This is a genomic window from Sphingomonas sp. GW821-FHT04B01 (assembly GCF_059420425.1).
Map to the genome: position 1 here is coordinate 520,212 of NZ_JBWKTR010000001.1, position 18,783 is coordinate 538,994.

14 protein-coding genes are annotated in these 18,783 nt (G+C 70.5%); 4 read left to right on the top strand and 10 right to left on the bottom strand.

Going from position 1 to position 18,783, the window contains the following annotated elements; genetic code table 11:
* Positions 1-7: 7 nt before the first annotated feature.
* The 3 genes from AC07UH_RS02560 to AC07UH_RS02570 form a co-directional block, all read right to left on the bottom strand.
* Entirely contained in the window at positions 8-1,585 is a 1,578-nt protein-coding gene (locus AC07UH_RS02560; protein ID WP_495179443.1) for an alkaline phosphatase D family protein, read from the bottom strand.
* A gap of 77 nt (positions 1,586-1,662) precedes the next feature.
* Entirely contained in the window at positions 1,663-2,403 is a 741-nt protein-coding gene (locus tag AC07UH_RS02565; protein ID WP_495179442.1) for a hypothetical protein, read from the bottom strand.
* Between the two features lie 37 nt (positions 2,404-2,440).
* Entirely contained in the window at positions 2,441-3,265 is an 825-nt protein-coding gene (locus AC07UH_RS02570) for a glycoside hydrolase family 16 protein (RefSeq protein WP_495179441.1), read from the bottom strand.
* A gap of 117 nt (positions 3,266-3,382) precedes the next feature.
* Here AC07UH_RS02570 and AC07UH_RS02575 point away from each other — a divergent pair, with 117 nt between their 5' ends.
* The 4 genes from AC07UH_RS02575 to AC07UH_RS02590 all read left to right on the top strand — a co-directional run bounded on the left by AC07UH_RS02575 (position 3,383) and on the right by AC07UH_RS02590 (position 8,074).
* On the top strand, positions 3,383-4,153 hold the full coding sequence (locus AC07UH_RS02575; RefSeq protein WP_495179440.1) for an AcvB/VirJ family lysyl-phosphatidylglycerol hydrolase: 771 nt from the start codon (positions 3,383-3,385) through the stop codon (positions 4,151-4,153).
* A gap of 69 nt (positions 4,154-4,222) precedes the next feature.
* Complete coding sequence (locus AC07UH_RS02580) at positions 4,223-4,654, top strand: DUF2147 domain-containing protein (protein WP_137898242.1); 432 nt, start codon at positions 4,223-4,225, stop codon at positions 4,652-4,654.
* Entirely contained in the window at positions 4,621-7,209 is a 2,589-nt protein-coding gene (gene mprF / locus AC07UH_RS02585) for a bifunctional lysylphosphatidylglycerol flippase/synthetase MprF (protein ID WP_495179439.1), read from the top strand. Before AC07UH_RS02580 ends, mprF begins: the two co-directional genes overlap by 34 nt.
* Positions 7,210-7,231: 22 nt before the next feature.
* Positions 7,232-8,074 carry an HpcH/HpaI aldolase/citrate lyase family protein gene (locus AC07UH_RS02590; RefSeq protein ID WP_495179438.1) on the top strand — a complete coding sequence of 281 codons (843 nt, stop codon included), beginning with the start codon at positions 7,232-7,234 and terminating at the stop codon, positions 8,072-8,074.
* 16 nt (positions 8,075-8,090) lie between these two features.
* Here the strand turns inward: AC07UH_RS02590 and AC07UH_RS02595 are convergent, their stop codons facing one another.
* The 7 genes from AC07UH_RS02595 to AC07UH_RS02625 form a co-directional block, all read right to left on the bottom strand.
* Complete coding sequence (locus AC07UH_RS02595; RefSeq protein ID WP_495193937.1) at positions 8,091-10,253, bottom strand: PAS domain-containing protein; 2,163 nt, start codon at positions 10,251-10,253, stop codon at positions 8,091-8,093.
* 24 nt (positions 10,254-10,277) lie between these two features.
* Positions 10,278-11,951 carry an efflux transporter outer membrane subunit gene (locus tag AC07UH_RS02600; protein WP_495179436.1) on the bottom strand — a complete coding sequence of 558 codons (1,674 nt, stop codon included), beginning with the start codon at positions 11,949-11,951 and terminating at the stop codon, positions 10,278-10,280.
* A gap of 2 nt (positions 11,952-11,953) precedes the next feature.
* Positions 11,954-13,105, bottom strand: a complete 1,152-nt coding sequence (locus AC07UH_RS02605) for an HlyD family secretion protein (RefSeq protein ID WP_495179435.1) — start codon at positions 13,103-13,105, stop codon at positions 11,954-11,956.
* Positions 13,102-14,760 carry an efflux MFS transporter permease gene (locus tag AC07UH_RS02610; protein WP_495179434.1) on the bottom strand — a complete coding sequence of 553 codons (1,659 nt, stop codon included), beginning with the start codon at positions 14,758-14,760 and terminating at the stop codon, positions 13,102-13,104. Before AC07UH_RS02610 ends, AC07UH_RS02605 begins: the two co-directional genes overlap by 4 nt.
* Positions 14,761-14,940: 180 nt before the next feature.
* Positions 14,941-15,948 (bottom strand): glycosyltransferase family 4 protein, encoded by a 1,008-nt coding sequence (locus tag AC07UH_RS02615; RefSeq protein ID WP_495179433.1) that lies wholly within the window; start codon positions 15,946-15,948, stop codon positions 14,941-14,943.
* A 9-nt stretch (positions 15,949-15,957) separates the two neighbouring features.
* The gene (locus AC07UH_RS02620; protein WP_495179432.1) at positions 15,958-17,520 is read right to left on the bottom strand and encodes an alpha-amylase family glycosyl hydrolase; all 1,563 of its coding nucleotides are present in this window, start codon (positions 17,518-17,520) and stop codon (positions 15,958-15,960) included.
* Entirely contained in the window at positions 17,517-18,629 is a 1,113-nt protein-coding gene (locus AC07UH_RS02625; protein WP_495179431.1) for a glycoside hydrolase family 130 protein, read from the bottom strand. The genes AC07UH_RS02620 and AC07UH_RS02625 overlap by 4 nt, the downstream gene beginning before the upstream one ends.
* Positions 18,630-18,783 lie beyond the last annotated feature (154 nt).

The window sequence follows — 18,783 nt, forward strand, 5'->3', positions numbered from 1 at the left end:
CCCGACATCAACTGCGCTGGTCGCGGATGCCGGGGCGCCCGGGTTCGAGCGCGAAGCGGACGAGGTCGCGGATGCCCGATTGCGGATCGCGCGCGTCGTCCAGCCCGCGGAAGGTGACGCGACCCTCCTTCGCGGTCAGGTCGACGAGGCCATAGCCGCGCACCTCGTTTTCGGCGAAGACGAGACCGTTCGCCGCCGCCTGCTGCTTGAAGCTGGCGTCGTGGAACAGCGAGGTGATCGATCCGCCGACGAACTCCGCCGCGATCGGCGCCGCATTGGGCTGCGCGGGATCGTGGACGTCGGCGGCGGCGAAGGCGTGGATGTCGCCGCCGAGCGCCACCGGGTTCGACGTGCGCGCCTCGACCCAGCGGCGGTAGATGCGGTCGCGCGCGGCGGGATAGCCAGACCAATTGTCCGCCGAATATTGCACGCCGCGCTCGGGATGGTCGGCGTCGATGCGGCCCTGCTGGTGCATCAACGTCTGCTGCGCGAGCAGATTCCATTGCGCGCGGCTGTCGCCCAGCGCCTGCATCAGCCAGGCTTCCTGCGCGTCGCCGAGCATCGTGCGGTCGGCGGCATAGAGATCGGGGCAGGGCTCGATCAGCGTGCGGTAGCGGGCGTGTGCCGCGACCAGCCCCGGCGGCTGGCAGGCGCGGGCGCCGCGATACTGGCGATCGTCGACGATCTGGAATTGCGCCAGCCGGCCCCAGTCGAGCGTGTGGTAGATGCGCATCGCCGGCCCCAGCGGCGGCGCGGCGCGGACCGGCTGATGCTCGTACCACGCCTGATAGGCGGCGGCGCGGCGCAGGAGGAAGGCGGCGGGGTCGCTGTTGTTCTGGTCGAGCGCATTGGCGTAATCGTTGGCGACCTCGTGATCGTCCCAGGTCAGCACCCACGGCGCGGCGTGATGCGCCGCCTGCAGCAGCGGATCGCTCTTGTAGGTGGCGTAGCGGACGCGATAGCCGGCGAGATCCCTGGGCTCCGGATTCTGGTGCAGGCGCACCGCATCCTTGGCGGTCGGCGCGCCCTCGTAGATGTAGTCGCCGAGGAACAGCACGAAATCCGGGTCGTCGGCGACCAGATGACGATAGGCGGCGTAGAAGCCCGATTCGTATTTCTGGCACGATCCGTAGGCGAGCCGGAGCCGCTCGACCGGCGCCCCCGCCGCCGGTGCGGTGCGCGTCCGCCCGACCGGGCTCGTCTCGCCGCCGGCGAGGAAGCGGTAGAAATAGCGGCTGGCCGGGCGCAGCCCGCGCACGTCGACGTGGACGCTATGCCCCCAGCGCGGCTCGGCGCGCGCCTCCCCCGTGCGCACGATCCGCGTGAAGCCTTCGTCGGTCGCGACCTGCCAGCGCACCGGCACCGCGAGCGGCGGCATGCCGCCCGCCGCATCGAGCGGCTGCGGCGCCAGCCGCGTCCACAGGATCACCGAATCGGGCAAGGGATCGCCCGAGGCGACGCCGAGCGTGAACACTCCGGCGGGCAGCCGCTCCGCCCCGCGCGCCGCCACCGTCAGCAGCGCGGCGGAGCCGCCGATCAGCGCGCGCCGGCTCAGCACCGGCGCGGTCTTGCTCGTCTCAACCATGGATAAGGTCCCGCATCGCCGCGCTATCGTCCCGCGTTGCGCGGCGATGATGACAGCGTGATGACGCCCGGCGCGGCTCAGCCCGGCTTGAGCTGCGCCGAATCGATGTGCCAGCGCAACTGGCCGGGGCTGGCGCCGTCGACGTCGTTGACGCGGCGCACAACATAGCGGCCGCGGAAGTGCTGGTGACGGCCGTCGTCGAGCGTCGCGTCGACGGTGACCGGTACCGGCTGGTAGAGCGATCCCGCCCCGGCGTCGCCCGGCGGCAGCGTGCCGATCGTCACCCGCGTCGTGCGGGTATGCGCGAAGCCGCCCGCGAAAGCGGCGTAGGTCTGGCCGGGGCGGCCGTCGTCGCCCCATTGCTGCCAGGCGGTGCCATAGTCGCCCGCGTTGAGCGCGTCGTAATAACGCTGCACCACCGCCGCGGCGGCGGCGGCGCTCTTGGGCGGCGGCGTACAGCCCGGCATCGGCGCGCCCTTGCCGTCGAACAGCGCGCAACTGCGCGCGATCTCGTCGTCGATCAGCGCGCAGCTGTTGACGGCGTTGCACGGCGGATGCGTCGCCGGCGAGACGTCGCGGCAGATCGCGACGCGGCGGGCGGCCGCGGCGACGCCGATCTCGGCGGCGCAGGACAGCGGGCGGGTACGGCGCGGCGTCGTCGCGGCGACCGGCGCGGCGGCGGCCGGTCGCGACGCAGGGGCGGTCGTCGTGGTCGCGCCGTCGCCCGCGGCCCGTTCGGTCCGGCCATCGGCGCTGCCGCAGCCGGCGAGCAGCAGCGGCGCGCACCACGATGCCGCCGCGATCCATGTCTGTTTCATCGGGTAACTGCCTCCATCACCGTCGTTCTAGCCGCTATCACCGCGCCCAGAAACGCACATAGTCCACCGCCATCCGCTGCGGCAGCGCGGCATCGTCCACGCCCTTCACGCCGCCCCAGTCGCCGCCGATCGCGAGGTTGAGGATCAGCTGATACGGCCGGGTGAACGGCCATGCCGCCGCACCGCCGGGGCGATCGTTGGCGACGCGCATATAGGCGCGGCCGTCGACGCCGATCAGGATCGCATCGCGCCGCCAGTCGAGCTGGTAGCGATGATAAGCGGTGCAGGCGGTCGGCACGGTCACCTGCGCGCCGCGCTGCGTGCCCTTGACGTGATTGTACGCCGCGCTGTGCACCGTCGCATGGACGACGTTCGGGTCCCAGCCGACCATCTCCATCACGTCGATCTCGCCCGCCGCCGGCCACCGCCCCGACGACGGCAGCAGCCAGATCGCCGGCCACGTCCCCCGGCCGCAGGGCAGGCGTGCGCGAATTTCGTAGAATCCATAGCCGAAGGCGCGGCGGCTGACGAGCTTGGCCGAGGTATAGGCCTGGCCGCCGCTGTCGGGTGCGGTCGCCCGCTCGGCGCGCGCCTCGATCACCAGCGCGCCGTCGCGGATGCGGGCGTTGGCGGGGCCGTAATATTGCTTCTCGTGGTTGAACCAGCCCGTCTTGTTCTGGGCCATGTCGAACCGCCACAGGGTCAGATCGATGCGCGGACCGTCGAACTCGTCGGCGACGTCGGGTGCGCGCGCGGGGGCGGCGATCGGCCGGTCGACGCGCTGGTCGGTCGCGCCGAGCGTCGCCGGCGGGGCGATGGCCGCCTGCGCGGCGAGCAACATAGGCAGCAGGATCGGCGACATGGCAGCACCCTCGATATCCAGATTTTCATCAGCCTATCAGTCTCTTGCTGCGTCGGGTGACGAAAAGTTCATGATCGCGCCATCGCCGGGACAGCGGAACGCGTGCAGGACGGCGGGATGGCATCGCAACGCTCCCGATCGCTGCGGTGGCGGCTCGCCTGGATCGCCGGTATCGCCGGCGGCGTGCTCGCGCTCCTCGCCGGGATCGCCGCCAGCGCCGGCTTCTTCGACCGCGATGCCGCGCATCTGTTCGGCCCACAGGGGATCGCGCGGCCGATCGGCGTGCTCTACGTGTCGGGCGACATGGGGCTGCGCTACGGCCCCAATCCGCATACCGTACGCGCTTTGGCCGGGCAGGGGTTCCCGGTCGTCGCCCTGAGTTCGCCGGCCCTGTTCGGCCTGCGCCGGACGCGGGCGGAGGTCGACCGGATCGTCGCCGACGGCGTACGCGCCGCGCTGGCGCGGACAGGCGCGGCGCGACTGATGCTGATCGGCCAATCCTATGGCGCCGACGTCCTGCAGACCGGGCTCGCCGATCTGCCGGTGGCGCTGCGCAGCCACGTCGCCGGCGTGGTGCTGGTGGTGCCCGGCGAGACCGTGTTCTTCCGCGCCGACCCGTCCGGCCTCGTCTATCGCGGCACCCCCGACAGCGAGAGCCGCGCGACGCTCGCCCAGCTCGGCTGGACGCACCTCACCTGCATCTACGGCGCGGCGGAGGTCGACAGCGCCTGCCCGGACCTTTTGGCAGGGCGCCGGGCGGGGCGGGCTGGGCAGGCGACGGTGGTGGCGATGCCCGGCGGCCATTTCCTCAACGACGACCGCGCCGGCCTGTTCGCGCACATCCTCGCGGCGATCCGCCACGCCGCGCCCGACGCATTCGCGCGTTGATTCGCGATGGTGCTGCGGTTCCGGGGTGTGCGTGCCGTCTATGATCGTATGATGGTGGGGGATACGATCATGACGATGGCACGAATCACGACGGTCCTGGCGGGGATGCTGGCGGTCGCGGCGGGGGCGTCGGCGGCGCAGGCCAATTTGCGTCCGGGGGCGCCGGCGGTGATCGGCCGCTGGGCCAATCCACGCGGCACGCTGGCGGTGCAGACCGGGCGTTGCGCCGACGGCGCGCTGTGCGGCCAGATCGTCTGGGCCAGCCCGCAGGCACGCGCCGAGGCGCGCGGCGCCGGCCTGCCCGACCTCGTCGGCACGCAATTGCTGCGCGGCTATCGCCGCAACAAATCGGGCGCCTGGGAGGGCAAGGTGTTCGTGCCCGACATGGGCCGCACCTTCTCCTCGCGCATCCACCAGAGCTCGCCCGCAACTCTGACCATCACCGGCTGCGTCGTCGGCACCTTCCTGTGCAAGTCGCAGACCTGGCACCGGGTGGCGTGACGACCGGCCGTCTGGATGCGGTGATGGCGCTCGCGCAGCATCACCGCCGCAGCCTGACGGTCGCCGCGGTGCTGCTCGTCGCGGGCATCGGCTTCGCCGCCTTGCGGCTGGTACTGCGCGAGGTGCATCTCAGCGACGTGCGCAAGGCGCTGGCTGCGATCCCCGACGTGCGGATCGCCGCCAGCCTCGCGCTCACCACCGCCAGCTATCTGCTGCTCACCGGTCTCGACTGGGTGGCGCTGCGCGCGATCGGCCGCCCGCTGCCGTGGCGGGTCGCCGCGGCGGGATCGTTCACCTCCTATACGCTCAGCCACAATCTCGGCCTGTCGCTGATCACCGGCGGCTCGGCGCGGCTACGCCTCTATGGCGCCGCGGGACTCGCGTTCGGCGAGATCGCGCAGGTCGCCGGCATCTGCGCGATCGCCTTCTGGGCGGGCGTCGCCGGGGCGGCGGGGATCGGGCTGATCATCGGCGACGGCATCGTCCTCGGTCCGGTGACGCTGTCGCCGGTCGCTGCGCAGGGACTGGGCGTCCTGTTGCTCGCCTTGCTCGCGGTGCTGCCGGTGCTGCGGCTGCGCGGTGCGACGACGCTCGGTCCGGCGCGGTTCGGCATCGCGCTGCCCAGTCTGCGCCAGATGGGCGCGCTTGCCGGCCTGTCGCTCGCCGATCTCACCATGGCCTCGGCCGCGCTCTTCGTGCTGGTCCCGGGTACCGCGCCCGGCGCCTTTCCCGGCTTCGTCGTCGCTTATGCCGTCGCCGTGGTCGTCGCGCTGCTGCTCCACGTCCCCGGCGGCCTGGGGGTGTTCGAGACGGTGGTGCTGGCGACCGTGCCCGGCGACCGCCCGACGCTGTTCGCCGCGCTGCTGCTCTACCGGCTGATCTATTATCTGCTGCCGCTGCTCGTCGCCGCGATCGGCATCGCCGCCAGCGAGGGCTGGCGGCTGCGCCATCCGATCCGCCGCGGCCTCTCCTATGTCGATCGCGCCGGGCAGTTGCTGGCGCCGAGCGCGGTCACCGTGCTGGTCTTCGTCGCCGGCTTCGTGCTGCTCGTCTCGGGTGCGCTGCCGGGGGTGAAGGGGCGGCTGACCGAGCTGACCGATCTGGTGCCGCTGCCGTTCATCGAGGGGTCGCACATGGCGGGCAGCCTGATCGGCACCGCGATGCTGCTCGTCGCGCCGGCGCTCACCGCGCGGCTGCGTTCGGGCTGGGCGGCGGCGCGCATCCTGCTCGTCGGTGGCGCGATCTTCTCGCTGCTCAAGGGCCTCGATTATGAGGAGGCATCGCTCCAGCTGGTCGTCGCCGGGGTGCTGCAATATTGCAAGGCGAGCTTCTATCGCGAGGGCGGCATCCTCACCGACCGGCCGCGCTGGCCTTGGCTGGTCGCCGCCGCCGCGGCGCTGGGGCTCAGCATCTGGGCGGGCTTCTTCGCCTACAAGCGCACGCCGTACAGCGACGAATTGTGGTGGCGGTTCGCGCTCGACGCCAATGCGCCGCGCTTCCTGCGCGCCAGTTTCGCCGCGGGCGTGCTGCTCACCGCGGTATCGGCGTGGCAATTGCTCACCGCCAGCCGGACGCGGACGATGCCCGACGCCCTGCCGCCCGAGCCGGTGCTGGCGGCGGCGCTGGCGCATTGCCCGCGCACCGACGCCGCGCTCGCCTTCACCGGCGACAAGAGCTTCATCGTCTCCGCCGCCGGCGACGCCTTCCTGATGTACCGCGTGCAGGGGCGCAGCTGGGTGGTGATGGGCGACCCGGTCGGCCCGGCGGCGGCGTGGAGCGAACTGGTCTGGAGCATCCGCCGCGCCTGCGACGCGCGCGCCGGGCGATTGTGCTTCTATCAGGCGAGCGAGCGGATGCTGCCGCTGTTCGTCGAACTGGGGTTGCAGGCGATCAAATATGGCGAGGAGGCGCATGTCGTGCTCGCCGACTTCACCACCGCCGGTCCGCGCGGCAAGCCGTTGCGCCACGCGGTGCGGCGGACCGAGGCGGCGGGCGGGGTGTTCTCAGTCGAACCGGCGAGCGCGGTGCCGGGGCTGATGGCCGAGTTGGGCGAAGTCTCCGCGGCTTGGCTCGCCGCCAAGGCGGGGCGCGAGAAACGGTTCAGCCTCGGGGCGTTCGATGCCGCCTATCTGACGCGCTTTCCGATCGCGCTGGTGCGGGTCGAGGGGCGGATCGTCGCCTTCGCCAACATCTGGGTCTCGGGCGACGGCGACGAAGCGTCGGTCGACCTGATGCGCCACCATCCCGACGCGCCTTATGGCACGATGGAGATGATGCTGGTGCGGCTGATCGAATGGGCGCGGAGCGAGGGATATGACCGCTTCAACCTCGGCATGGCGCCGCTGTCGGGCATGCCGAGCGGACGGCTGGCGCCGGTATGGGCGCGGCTCGGCCATGCATTGTTCGCCAATGGCGAGCGGCTCTACGGCTTCGCCGGGCTGCGCGCGTTCAAGGCCAAGTTCGGCCCCGTCTGGGTGTCGCGCTACGTCGCCACGCCCACCGGAGCGGCGATGCCGCGCGCGCTGATCGACCTCGCGCGGCTGGTGAGCGCCTGATCGCCGGGTTAGGGTGGGCGCCATGAGCGACCACCATCCCGCCAGCCGCCATCGCAGCGTGCTGTTCATGCCGGCCTCCAATCCCCGCGCGATCGCCAAGGCGCAGGGGCTCGCCTGCGACGCGGTGATCCTCGACCTCGAGGATGCGGTGGCGCCCGAGGCGAAGGCGGACGCGCGGGCGGCGGCGGTCGCGGCGGCGGCAGGGTTCGGGGCGCGGCCGTGCGCCGTGCGGATCAACGCGCTCGACACGCCTTGGGGGCAGGACGATGCCGCCGCGGTGCGCGGCGTCGCGGCGGTGGTCGTGCCCAAGGTGGCGAGCGCCGCCGACCTGGTCGCGGTGCGGGCCGCGCTCGGCGCCGACGGGCCGCCGATCTGGGCGATGATCGAGACGTGCGGCGCGATCCTGCGCCTGCCCGAGATCGCGGCGACGGCGGCAACGACGGGCACCGCGCTGCTGATCGCCGGCACCAACGATCTCGCCAAGGAGATGCGCTGCCGCCCCGACGCCGACCGCACGCCGCTGCTGCCGGCGCTGACGCAGCTGGTGATCGCGGCGCGCGCGGCGGGGCTGGTCGCGCTCGACGGCGTCTGCAACGCGATCGGCGACCCCGACCGGCTCGCCGCCGAATGCGCGCAGGGCGCGATGCTCGGCTTCGACGGCAAGACGCTGATCCACCCCGCCCAGATCGACGCCGCCAACGCCGCCTTCGGCCCCAGCGCCGAGCAACTGGCCTGGGCGCGGGCCGTCGTCACCGCCTTCGCCGCGCCCGACGCAGCGGGCCGTGGCGCGATCCGGCTCGACGGCGCAATGGTCGAACGCCTTCACCTCGCCGAGGCGGAGCGGATCTTGGCGCTGGCGGGGTGATCCGCCCCGCGACGGCCTACCCCTCCAGCATCGCGCGGATGCGGTCGGCGATGGCGTCCATCGTGAAGGGCTTGGTGACCAGTGCCATGTTCGGGGCGAGCGGCCCGTTGCCGATCACCGCATTCTCGGCATAGCCGGTGATGAACAGCACTTTCAGCGCCGGCAACTGGACCAGCGCGGCGTCGGCGACCTGACGGCCGTTCATCTGCCCGGGCAGACCGACGTCGGTGACGAGCAGATCGACCTGCGCACCGGTACCCAGCAGCCGCAGCGCGGCGGCGCCATCGCCCGCCTCCAGCACGTTATGGCCCATTTCTTCGAGGATCTCGACGATCAGCATGCGGATCGTCGGTTCGTCGTCGACGACCAGAACGGTGTGGCGGCCTTCGCCGGGAACCGGGATCGTCGCGGGGGCGGGATCGCCATCCTGCTCGGCATCGCCATAGTGACGCGGCAGATAGATGCACATCGTCGTGCCCTGGTCGAGCTCCGAATAGATGCGCACCTGCCCGCCGGACTGGCGCGCGAATCCGTAGATCATCGACAGGCCGAGGCCGGTGCCTTCGCCCATCGGCTTGGTGGTGTAGAAGGGGTCGAAGGCGCGCGACTGGACCTCGGGCGTCATGCCGGTGCCGGTGTCGGTGACGCACAAGGAGAGATATTGGCCGGGTTCCAGATCACGCTCTTTGGCGGCGCGTTCGTCGAGCCAGCGGTTGGCGGTCTCGATCGTGATGCGGCCGCCGTCGGGCATTGCGTCGCGCGCGTTGATGCACAGATTGAGCAGCGCATTTTCGAGCTGGTTGGGATCGACCATCGCCGGCCACAATCCGCCGGCGCCGACCACCTCGATCATCACGCCCGGGCCGACGGTGCGCTGGATCAGGTCGCGCAGCCCGTCGATCAGCCGGTTGACGTCGGTCGGCTTGGGGTCGAGCGTCTGACGCCGCGAAAAGGCGAGCAGCCGGTGGGTCAGCGCCGCCGCCCGCCGCGCCGCGCCCTGCGCGGCATTGGCGTAGCGGTCGATCTCGTCGACGCGGCCCTGACGGATGCGGACCTGCATCATCTCGATCGCGCCCGAGATGCCGGTAAGCATATTGTTGAAATCGTGCGCCAACCCGCCGGTGAGCTGGCCGACCGCCTCCATTTTCTGCGCCTGGCGCAGATGCGCCTCGGCGGTCATCAGCTCGCGGGTGCGCGCCTCGACCTGCTGTTCGAGCGAGGCGGTGAGCGCGGCGAGTTCATGCTCGACGCGGCGGCGCTCGACCGCGTCGCGCGTCCGTTCGGCGACGTCGCGGACGAAGGCGACCTCCTCGGGCAGCCAGCGGCGCGGCTGTGCGTTGTTGAGGTAGAGCAGCGCGACGAAGCCGCCCTGTTCGGTCACCGGCATGTTGATGAACGACAGCGCGGCGAGGCTCTTCAACCCCTCGGCGGTGGCGGCGGTGCGCGGATCTTCGTAGACGTCGTCGATCGCCACCGTCTCGCCGCGCTTGAGGTCCTCGATATACGAGCCATAATCGCGGAAATGCAGGATGCCGGGCAGCGGCGCGATGCCGCCTGCGCACCACGCGCGTTCGGTGACGATCGTCTCCGCGGCGCGGTCGATCGTGCCATAGCCGCAGCGGCTGACGTCGAACAGACGGCCGAGGATCTCGGCGGCGGCATAAGCGAGGTCGGCGGGGTCGCCAGGATCGCGCAGCCGGTCGTTGAGCTTGACCAGCGCCTTGAGACGCAGCTCGGCGGACTTGCGCGCGTCGATGTCGAAGCTGATGCCGGGAAAGCGCAGCGGCCGCCCGTCGTCATCATAGGTGACGCGGCCGCGTGCGGCGACCCAGCGCGCGCGGCCGTCGGGCTGTTGCAGGCGGTAGTCGCTCTCGAACGGATCGCCGCTGGCGAGTGCCGCGGTGATCTCCGCCTGCACCCGTGGCCGATCGTCGGGGTGCATCGCGGTGAAGAACCGTTCCAGTCGCGCGCCGGCCTGAGCCTCGTCGGGATCGACACCGTAGAGGCGTGCGAACTCGGGGTCGGCGGTGACGCGGTCGGCGACCACGTCCCAATCCCAACTGCCGACGCTGATCTGGCCGGCGGTCTTCAAATCGTCGTCGGCCATCGGCGGCGAAGGGCTCGTAAGTGTAACATGGGTTGCGAGAACGCGTTGCGACCGGTAGCGATCCGACACCATGACATATTGCGATGCAGGGGCATGTCAGCGTTGCGTCGCGGCCACATCGTCGCGCGACCAGCCGCCGCCCATCGCCTGATACAGCGCGACATAAGCGGTGATCCGGTCGGCGCGCGCCTGCACCAGCGCCAGCTCGGCGGTAAGCAGGCCGCGCTGCGCGTCGAGCTGTTCGATGTACGAGGTATAGCCGGCGCGGTAACGGTTGCTGGCGTTGCGCAGCGCGGCGGCGAGCGCATCGACCTGCAATCCGAGCGCCACCGCCTGTTCTCCCGACCGCTGCACCCCGGCGAGCGCATTGTCGACCTCCTGGAAGGCGACCAGCGCGGTACGCCGATAGGCGAAGGCGGCCTGATCGCGGCGCGCGGTGGCGACGTCGCTTTGCGCGCGCAGCCGGCCGCCGTCGAAGATCGGCGAGAGGATGCTGGCGCCGACCGAGAAGACGCCGATCGGATTGGCGAGCGCGGTCGACAATACCACCCCCGCCGAGCCGGTGAGCGCAAGATTGGGCAGCATCGCCGCGCGCGCACTGTCGAGCGTGCGGTCGGCGGCGACCAGCGTCTGCTCGGCCTGGAACAGGTCGGGGCGGCGGCGCAACAGGTCTGCGGGCAGGCCGTCGGGGATCGCGGGGGCGAGCAGCCGGTCGAGCGGCAGGCCGCGCGGGATCGGACCGGGATTGGTGCCGAGCAGCAGGCTGAGCGCATTCTCCTGCCGGCTGATCGCGAGTTGCGCGGCGGGGACGAGCTGTTGCGTCGCGCGATATTCGGCCTCGGCCTGCCGCAGTTCGAGGTTGGAGGTATAGCCCGCCTCGGCCCGGCGGCGGGCGATGCGCAGCGCCTCGGTGCGCGCGGCGAGCGTCTGTTGCGCGACGGCGAGGCGCAGGTCGAGCGCGCGCAGCGTGACGTAATTGCTTGCGACGCCGCTGGCGATGGCGAGGCGGACGGTGTCACGCGCGCCCTCACTGGCGAGAAGCTGCGCCTGCGCGGCGCGGCTCGCCTGTCGCAGGCGGCCGAACAGGTCGAGGTCGTAGCTGGCGGTGACTGCGGGCTGCGCGCCGATCGCGTCGCTGGGGGTGCCGAACGGGCTGACCGTCTGGCCGGTGGTGCTCGGCAGGTTGCCGCCGAACGTCGGTGTCTGCTGCGCGCGGGCGAGCCGCGCGGCGGCGCGCGCCTCGTCGATCCGCGACGCGGCGGCGGCGAGGTCGGCGTTGTTCGCGAGTGCCTGACCGACGAGCCGGGTGAGGACGGGATCGCCGAACGCGCTCCACCAGTCGGCGCGGATCGGCTCGCCATTGCCGAACGCGGTGCGCCATGCGGGCGGCGGGACGACGGCGCTGGCGGCGGGGGTTTGCGGGCGAGGGCCGATGCAGGCGGCCAGCGTGAGGCAGAGCAGGGTGGAGCACGCGAAGACGCGAAGACGCGAAGGGGGTGCGCTTGCGGCGGTCGTGGTCCTTTTATCGATACGGATGATCGAATGTGCTGCGGGTTCCAGCAGCGTAACATCTTCGCGTCTTCGCGTCTTCGCTCGATCATCGGCGCTTTCGGAAAGAGGCCGGATATTAACTCGCGCAGAGGCGCAGAGGCGCGGAGATGCTGCGCTTACGGCCGTCTCCAGAGTTTCGCCAGGGGCCGTCGGTTTGAGGGGCGGCTGCGCCGCCGCGCATGGGCCCTCTCTGCGTCTCTGCGTCTCTGCGCGAACCATCCTCAGTTCACCACCGGGCCGCTGGAGGTGTCGACGCGCGCCTGTACCGACATGCCGGGGCGCAGCCGTGCCGCGAGCTGCTGGCCGGGATCGATGCGGATGCGCACCGCGATGCGCTGCGGCACCTTGGTGAAATTGCCGGTCGCATTGTCCGCCTTGAGCACCGCGAACTCCGATCCCGCCGCGGGCGAGATGCGCTCGATATGGCCGGTCAGCCGCGCATTGGCGAGGCCGTCGACGGTGAAGCTCGCCGGCTGGCCGACGGTCATCCGCGCGGTCTGCGCCTCCTTGAAATTGGCGATCACCCAGGTTTCGGGCGGCACGAGGAACATCAATTGCGACCCGGCGGTGACATACTGGCCGACGCGGACGCCGACCTCGCTCAGCCGGCCCCGTTCGGGGGCGCGGATGACGGTATTGGCGAGATCGATCTGGGCGAGGCGCAGCGCCGCCTCGGCGCCGGAGACGCCCGCCTGCTGGCCGCCGCGGCCGACCTGGACGGTACGGATGTCCTGTCGCGCGATCTCGCGCGCGGCGCGGGCCTGCTGCACCGCCGCCTGCGCCTGGCGCAATGCGGCGAGCGTCTGGTCGCGTTCGCGCAACGACACCGAACCGTCGGTGACGAGATCGTTGACGCGGTTCATGTCCGCCTGCGCGCGCATCAATTGCGCCTCGGCATTGGCGACCGCGGCGGTCTGCGCGGCGAGGCTGGCGGTGCGGCTGCGCTCGGTCTGGCGGGCGTTGGCGAGCGTCGCCGCCTGCGCGTCGACCTGCGCCTGCGCCTGATCGACGCGCTGGCGGTAGATGCGGTCGTCGATCTGGACCAGCGGCTGGCCGGGCTGCACGTCCATGAAGTCGCGGACGAACACCTGCGTTACATAGCCCGACACCTGCGGCGCGATCACCGTGGTGCGGCCGCGGACATAGGCATTGTCGGTCGACTGATCGGCATTGGCGAAGGGCGGCAGCCGCCAAGCCGCGAGCACCGCGAGCACGCCGCCGACCATCAGCACGAGGATGACGATCAGCGCGGTGCGGCTCGGCGGCTGCGGCCGCCAGCCCGAGCCGGCGGGGACGGCGGACGGCGGCGCAACCTCGGCCTGCGCCTCTTCGGTCGCGGGGATGGGATCGACGGGGCTGCGGCTATCGGTCATGCGGAACTCTGGCTGAGCGCGGCACGGCGTTCGCGGCGCGTCCGGCGGATCATGAGGAACAGGAGATAACAGAAGGTGAGCGCGGCGAGCACCGCGATCAGCCGGAAAACATCGTCGAACGCCAGCACGTTGGCTTCGCGCGTCGTCGTCTGCGACAGGATCGCGCCGCCCTCGGCACTGCGCAGCGCGGGATCGCCGACGACGCGCGACACCGCCGCGCCGCCTGCCTGCAGCCGCTGCGCGACGATCGGGTCGGTCGGGTCGATCGCCTGCACCAGCGCGGCGCTGTTCGCCTTCTCGCGGATCTGCTGATAGCTGCCGAGCAAAGCGGTGCCGGCGAGCCCGCCGATCGAATTGATCATCCCGAACAGCGCGATGAAACTGATGATATGGCCCGATCCCTGCTGCAGCGCGCGGGTCATGCCGAACAGGAGCGCCGGCCCCAGGAAATAGGTCGCGGCGAAGGCGATCAGCCCCTGGCTGGCGTACATCTGCGGCGCGCGGGTGAGGTTGGTCGCATGACTGTCGGCGAAGGCGGCGATCGCGACGAGGCCGATCGCCAGCATGATCGGGTGCGCCGGTCGGCTGACGTCCAGCGTCACTGCGCTCAGCACCACCCCGGCGACCGAGGCGAGGAAGATGATCGTGAAGAAGGGCACGAGCTGGTCGTTGTTCTGACCGAGCACGGTGAGCAGCCCGACCGAGGCATAGGTCTGTTCGGACAGGACGATGCGCGCCATGATCGTGACGATCGTGAAGCGGACGATATCGGCGCTGCCCAGCCAGCGCGTGTTGAGCAGCGGATTGACGCGGTGATGCTCGATCGCGAGCGCGGCGGCGAGCATCGAGATCGCCGCGATCAGCGCCCAGCCCAGCCACGGCGCGTTGGTCCACCAGACGTAGCGGCCTTGGCCGAGCACCGCGGCGAACAGCGCCATCGCGCCCGCGAACAGCACGAAGGTGACGAAATCGAGCCGCTCGAACGCCTTCGACCGCGTGGTCGGCGGCAGCCGCAGCCAGGCGACCGCGGCGAGGCTGAGCAAGGCGAGGCCGAGCTCGAACAGATAGAGCGTGCGCCATTGCGACATGGCGAGCAGGTCGGGCGAGAACAGGCGCGCCAGCGGCGTCGCGCATTGCGGGATGCCGATACCGACCACCACCGCCTTCAGCCGCCATTTGGTCGGCAGCGCCTGCATCATGTAATAAAGGCACAGGCTGGACACCGCGGCGCCGGCCATGCCGCTCGCGGCGCGGACGAGGATCGCGGTGTCGAAGCCGCGCACGAACAGATGCGCGAAGGTCAGCGCGGCATAGACGCTGAGGAAGATCATCGCGAACGGCCTGAGCCCGAATTGCGCGCGGAACTTGATCAGCAGCAGGTTGATGCTGACGTTGGTCATCACATAGACCGTCGGCAGCCAGGCGATTTCGGCGGGGTCGAGCCCCAGCGCGCCCTGCAGCGTATAGGTGTTGGCCGAGATCAGCGCGTTGCCGAAGCCGCCGGTCAGGCCGAGCAGCACCGAGATGATGCCATAGGCGATGCGGTGGCGGGTGCGATGCTCGACCGTGCCGGGCGAGCCGGGGAGGACGGGAACCTCGTGCGGCGCGAAGGTCCAGTCTTCCTCGGACAGGAAGCGGCGCAGGCGGGCGATCATGACCCACCTATACGCGCGATCGGGGCGGGCGGTTCAACCGGAGCAAATGCGCAGGGGCGGGCGCTTTCACGGAGTGCCTTCCTCACCCACACCGTCGCCCCGGAACGGATCCGGGGTGACGGGATGTTCGTGGCGATGGGCTGCGCCATGCGGGACGGCGACAAGCAATCGGCGGGTCGTTCAGCCACCCAGAATGTCGCGGTAGAGCGCGATATAGGCGTCGGCCATCCGCTGGACGGTGAAGCGCGCCGCCACCGCGGCGCGGCAGGCGGCGCGGTCGATCTCGGGCAGGCGCGCAACCGCGGCGATCGCCTCGTCGACGCTGTCGACCAGAAATCCGGTGACGCCGTCGTCGATCAGCTCGGGCATCGAGCCGCGGTTGATCGCGATCACCGGCGTGCCGCAGGCCATCGCCTCGATCACCGACAGGCCGAAGGGCTCGTCGAAATTGATGAGGTGGAGCAGCGCCGCCGCCTTGCCGAGCGCCGCGGTGCGGTCGTCGCCGCCGACCGCGCCGGGGTGGCGAATATGCGCACCGAGATGCGGGACCACCGACCGCTCGTAATAGCCCTCATCCTGCACGATGCCGTACATGGCGAGGTCGCGGCCCGTCGCCTGCGCGACCGTGATCGCCTCGGCGGCGCCCTTGTCGGGGTGCATGCGGCCGAAGAACAGCAGGTCGTTGCTACCCCCGGCGTCGAAGGGAAAATCGTCGAGGACGATGCCGTGGTGGATCGTCGCGGCATAGCGGAGCTGCGGCGACCGGTCGGCGTCGCTGATCGCGACATAGTGCACGCGGTCCTGATAGGGCTGGTACATCGGCAGGATACGGTCCGACGAAAAGCCGTGGATCGTCGTGACCATCGGCGTCGCCACCAGATGCGAAAAGGCGTGGGCGGGAAAGTCGGCCTGGTTGTGGATCAGGTCGAACTCGCCGGCGCGGTCGAACAGATGCGCGAGATGGCGGAATTCCCACACCTTGGCGTCGATGCGCGGGTCTTCCGAATAGGGCGCCGGCACCACTGCGCTAAGAGTTCCGGCGGTCAGGCTGTCCTGCGTCGCGAACAGCGTGACGTCGACGCCGCGCGCGACGAGCGCTTCGGTAAGCAGGCTGGTGACCAATTCCCACGGGCCGTAGTGGCGCGGCGGGGTGCGCCACGAAATGGGGGCGAGCATCGCGATCTTCATGACGCCGGCTTAGCGGGTTACGCGCAGGATGATAGCTTCGTCGGGGCGCAGCAGGCCGGGCTCGCCGCGCCCCGGCAGGGTGCCGAGCAGAACGTCGCCGGCCGGCAGTGTCACCGGCTGCGGCGTCGCGCCGAGGTTGAGCGCGACGACGATCCGCTCGTCGCCGTGGCGGCGTTCGTAGGCGAGCACGTCGCCGGCCGCCTCGATCAGCGCGAAGTCGCCGATCGCGAGCGCCTCATGCTTGCGGCGCAGGTTGAGCAGGTCGCGGTGCAGCGCCAGCATAGATTGCGCATCGCCGCTCTGCGCCGCGACGTTACGCGTCGGCCAGTCCGGGTTGAGCGGCAGCCACGGCTCGGCGGTCGAGAAGCCGGCATAAGCGCTGGCGTTCCACGGCATCGGCGTGCGCACCGGATCGCGGCCGAGACCGAGGCCGGGTTCGCGCAGCTCGCGCGGGTCCTGCACGCGGGCCGCGGGGATGGCGACGTCGGCGAGGCCGAGCTCGTCGCCGTAATAGAGCGTCGGCGTACCGCGCAGCGTCAGCAGCAGCACCGCCGCGACGCGCGCCTGCGCGGCCTTGACGCGGCTGGCGATGCGCGGGCGATCGTGGTTGCCGAGCACCCAGTTCGGCCAGCCCCCCGCCGGCAACGCCGCTTCATATTCGGCGATCAGCCCGGCGAGATGACGCGCGTCCCAGCGCGCGTCGATGAGCTGGAAATTGAAGGGCAGATGCACTTCGGGTGCGTCGAGCCCGTAATAGTGCATCAGCCGCTCGACCGGCAGATAGATCTCGCCGATCAGCACGCGGTCGCCGGGATAGGAGTCCGCGATGCTGCGCATCTCGGCGGCGATGGCATGGACCTCGGGCTGGTCGGTCGAATGGAGCTGGAGCACCGCGTGCATCTCGCCCATCCCGGCGCGATAGTCGGGGTTGGCGGGATTGTTGGGAAAGTCCGCGTGTTTTACCATGTGCCAGAGCACGTCGATGCGGAAGCCATCGACGCCGCGGTCGAACCAGAAGCGCAACGCGTCCATCATCGCACGGCGCAGATCGGGGTTGCGCCAGTTGAGGTCGGCCTGTTCCTTGAGGAAGGCGTGGTAGTAATATTGGCCGGTGGCGGCGTCATATTCCCACGCCGAGCCGCCGAAATCGCTGATCCAATTGTTGGGCGGGCCGCCGTCGGGGGCGGGATCGCGCCAGATGTACCAGTCGCGCTTGGGATTGTCGCGCGACGACCGGCTCTCCTGGAACCAGGGATGGTCGGTCGAACTGTGGTTGGGGACGAAGTCGAGCAGGAGCTTCAGCCCGCGCGCATGCGCGGCGGCGAGCAGGCTGTCGAAATCGGCAAGCGTGCCGAAGCGCGGGTCGATCCCGCAATAATCGGCGACGTCATAGCCAAAGTCGCGCATCGGCGAGGGGAAGATCGGCGAGATCCACACCGCATCGACGCCGAGCGCGACGAGATGGTCGAGCCGCGCCTCGATCCCCTTGAGGTCGCCGACGCCGTCGCCGTCGCTGTCCTGGAACGAGCGCGGGTAGATCTGGTAGATCGTCCCCGTCCGCCACCACGTCATGCGAACATCCCCTTGGACAGCCGGGTCATGCGGCAGGCGAGATCGGCCTCGCCGCTGGCAATCAGATAATCGTCGCCGGTATCGACCAAGCCGGTCGAGAACACCACCGGGGTCGGCAGGTACATCTGATGCGCGATCGGGGCGGTGAGCGCCGGGTTCGCCTCGAGCAGCGGCGTGTCGTCCTCGACGCGCAGGATGCGCGCGGGATCGTCGCGATCGAGCAGCGCCCAGAAGCTGCGATAGATGCCGACGCTCTCGCGCGCCTCGACGCCGTGATAGATCATCAGCCAGCCGTCGCGGGTGAGCACCGGCTGGGTGCCGCCGCCGATCTTCATCGCGGATCGCGAGCCCTTGCGCGCGCGCAAGCCGGGGGCGTCGAGCGGTTTCCAGTGCAGCGTATCGGGACTCTGCGCGAAATTGATCGACGGGCCGCCGACCCAGGGGCTGTTGGGCGGATAGGCGAAATAGACCTCGCCGAGCGGGCGGGTCAGTGCCATGAATCGGTCGCCGACCCGCCCCTCGAACAGGATCATGTCCTTGTTCTGGTGGTCGAGGACGATCCCCTCCAGCCGATAGTGCAGCCCGTCGCGCGAGGTGTGGAGCGTGGTGCAATGCCGCTCGGCCCCGACCGAACAGGTGGTCATGTACCAGATATCGCCGATGCGGGTGATCCGCGCGTCCTCGACCCCGTAGCATTGGTAGCCGGCGGCGGGTTCGATCGCCGCGTCGTAATGGATCGCGACGATCCGCTCGCCCGCGGGATCGAGCTCGACGGGGAGGAGCCACGACAGCGAGGTGAGCGCGAGGATGCGATGGCGGCTGCCCTTGAGCTCGAACTGGCGCGGATCGGTCATGTCGACCTGTTCCAGTGGCCAGGCGTCGAGGACGTAGCCTGCGGGGGTCCAGCGGATCGCATGGACGTGGCCGTCGCGGACCGGCTCCGACAGCGCCTCGGCGATGCGAACCATCAGCAGCAGGTTGCCGTTGGGCAGCCGCGTGAAGCCCGGGTTGAACGCGCCGAGCACATAGGTCGGCTCGGCGATCCCGCGGCGCAGCGGCGAGCGGGTGAGATCGACATGGTCGGGGGTGAAGATCAGCGCATCGTGCATGATGGCGTTAGCGCGGGGATGGGGGAGTGGTTCCATCGCCAAATTCCTCCCCCGCCAGGGGGAGGTGGCACGCCCGCAGGGCGTGACGGAAGGGGAGGACAGGGTGGAGCAACTTTATAGTGCGCCGTATCCTCCCCCTCCACCACCACGCTAG

Excerpts from the sequence above, each read along its gene's own strand:
- AC07UH_RS02590 (WP_495179438.1), top strand. The coding sequence starts at position 7,232 with ATGAGCGACCACCATCCCGCCAGCCGCCATCGCAGCGTGCTGTTCATG.
- AC07UH_RS02580 (WP_137898242.1), top strand. The coding sequence starts at position 4,223 with ATGACGATGGCACGAATCACGACGGTCCTGGCGGGGATGCTGGCGGTC.
- AC07UH_RS02560 (WP_495179443.1), bottom strand. The coding sequence starts at position 1,585 with ATGGTTGAGACGAGCAAGACCGCGCCGGTGCTGAGCCGGCGCGCGCTG.
- AC07UH_RS02595 (WP_495193937.1), bottom strand. The coding sequence starts at position 10,253 with ATGGTGTCGGATCGCTACCGGTCGCAACGCGTTCTCGCAACCCATGTT.
- AC07UH_RS02605 (WP_495179435.1), bottom strand. The coding sequence starts at position 13,105 with ATGACCGATAGCCGCAGCCCCGTCGATCCCATCCCCGCGACCGAAGAG.
- AC07UH_RS02575 (WP_495179440.1), top strand. The coding sequence starts at position 3,383 with ATGGCATCGCAACGCTCCCGATCGCTGCGGTGGCGGCTCGCCTGGATC.
- AC07UH_RS02620 (WP_495179432.1), bottom strand. The coding sequence starts at position 17,520 with ATGACGTGGTGGCGGACGGGGACGATCTACCAGATCTACCCGCGCTCG.
- AC07UH_RS02615 (WP_495179433.1), bottom strand. The coding sequence starts at position 15,948 with ATGAAGATCGCGATGCTCGCCCCCATTTCGTGGCGCACCCCGCCGCGC.
- AC07UH_RS02610 (WP_495179434.1), bottom strand. The coding sequence starts at position 14,760 with ATGATCGCCCGCCTGCGCCGCTTCCTGTCCGAGGAAGACTGGACCTTC.
- AC07UH_RS02570 (WP_495179441.1), bottom strand. The coding sequence starts at position 3,265 with ATGTCGCCGATCCTGCTGCCTATGTTGCTCGCCGCGCAGGCGGCCATC.
- AC07UH_RS02565 (WP_495179442.1), bottom strand. The coding sequence starts at position 2,403 with ATGAAACAGACATGGATCGCGGCGGCATCGTGGTGCGCGCCGCTGCTG.
- AC07UH_RS02625 (WP_495179431.1), bottom strand. The coding sequence starts at position 18,629 with ATGCACGATGCGCTGATCTTCACCCCCGACCATGTCGATCTCACCCGC.
- AC07UH_RS02600 (WP_495179436.1), bottom strand. The coding sequence starts at position 11,951 with ATGGTTCGCGCAGAGACGCAGAGACGCAGAGAGGGCCCATGCGCGGCG.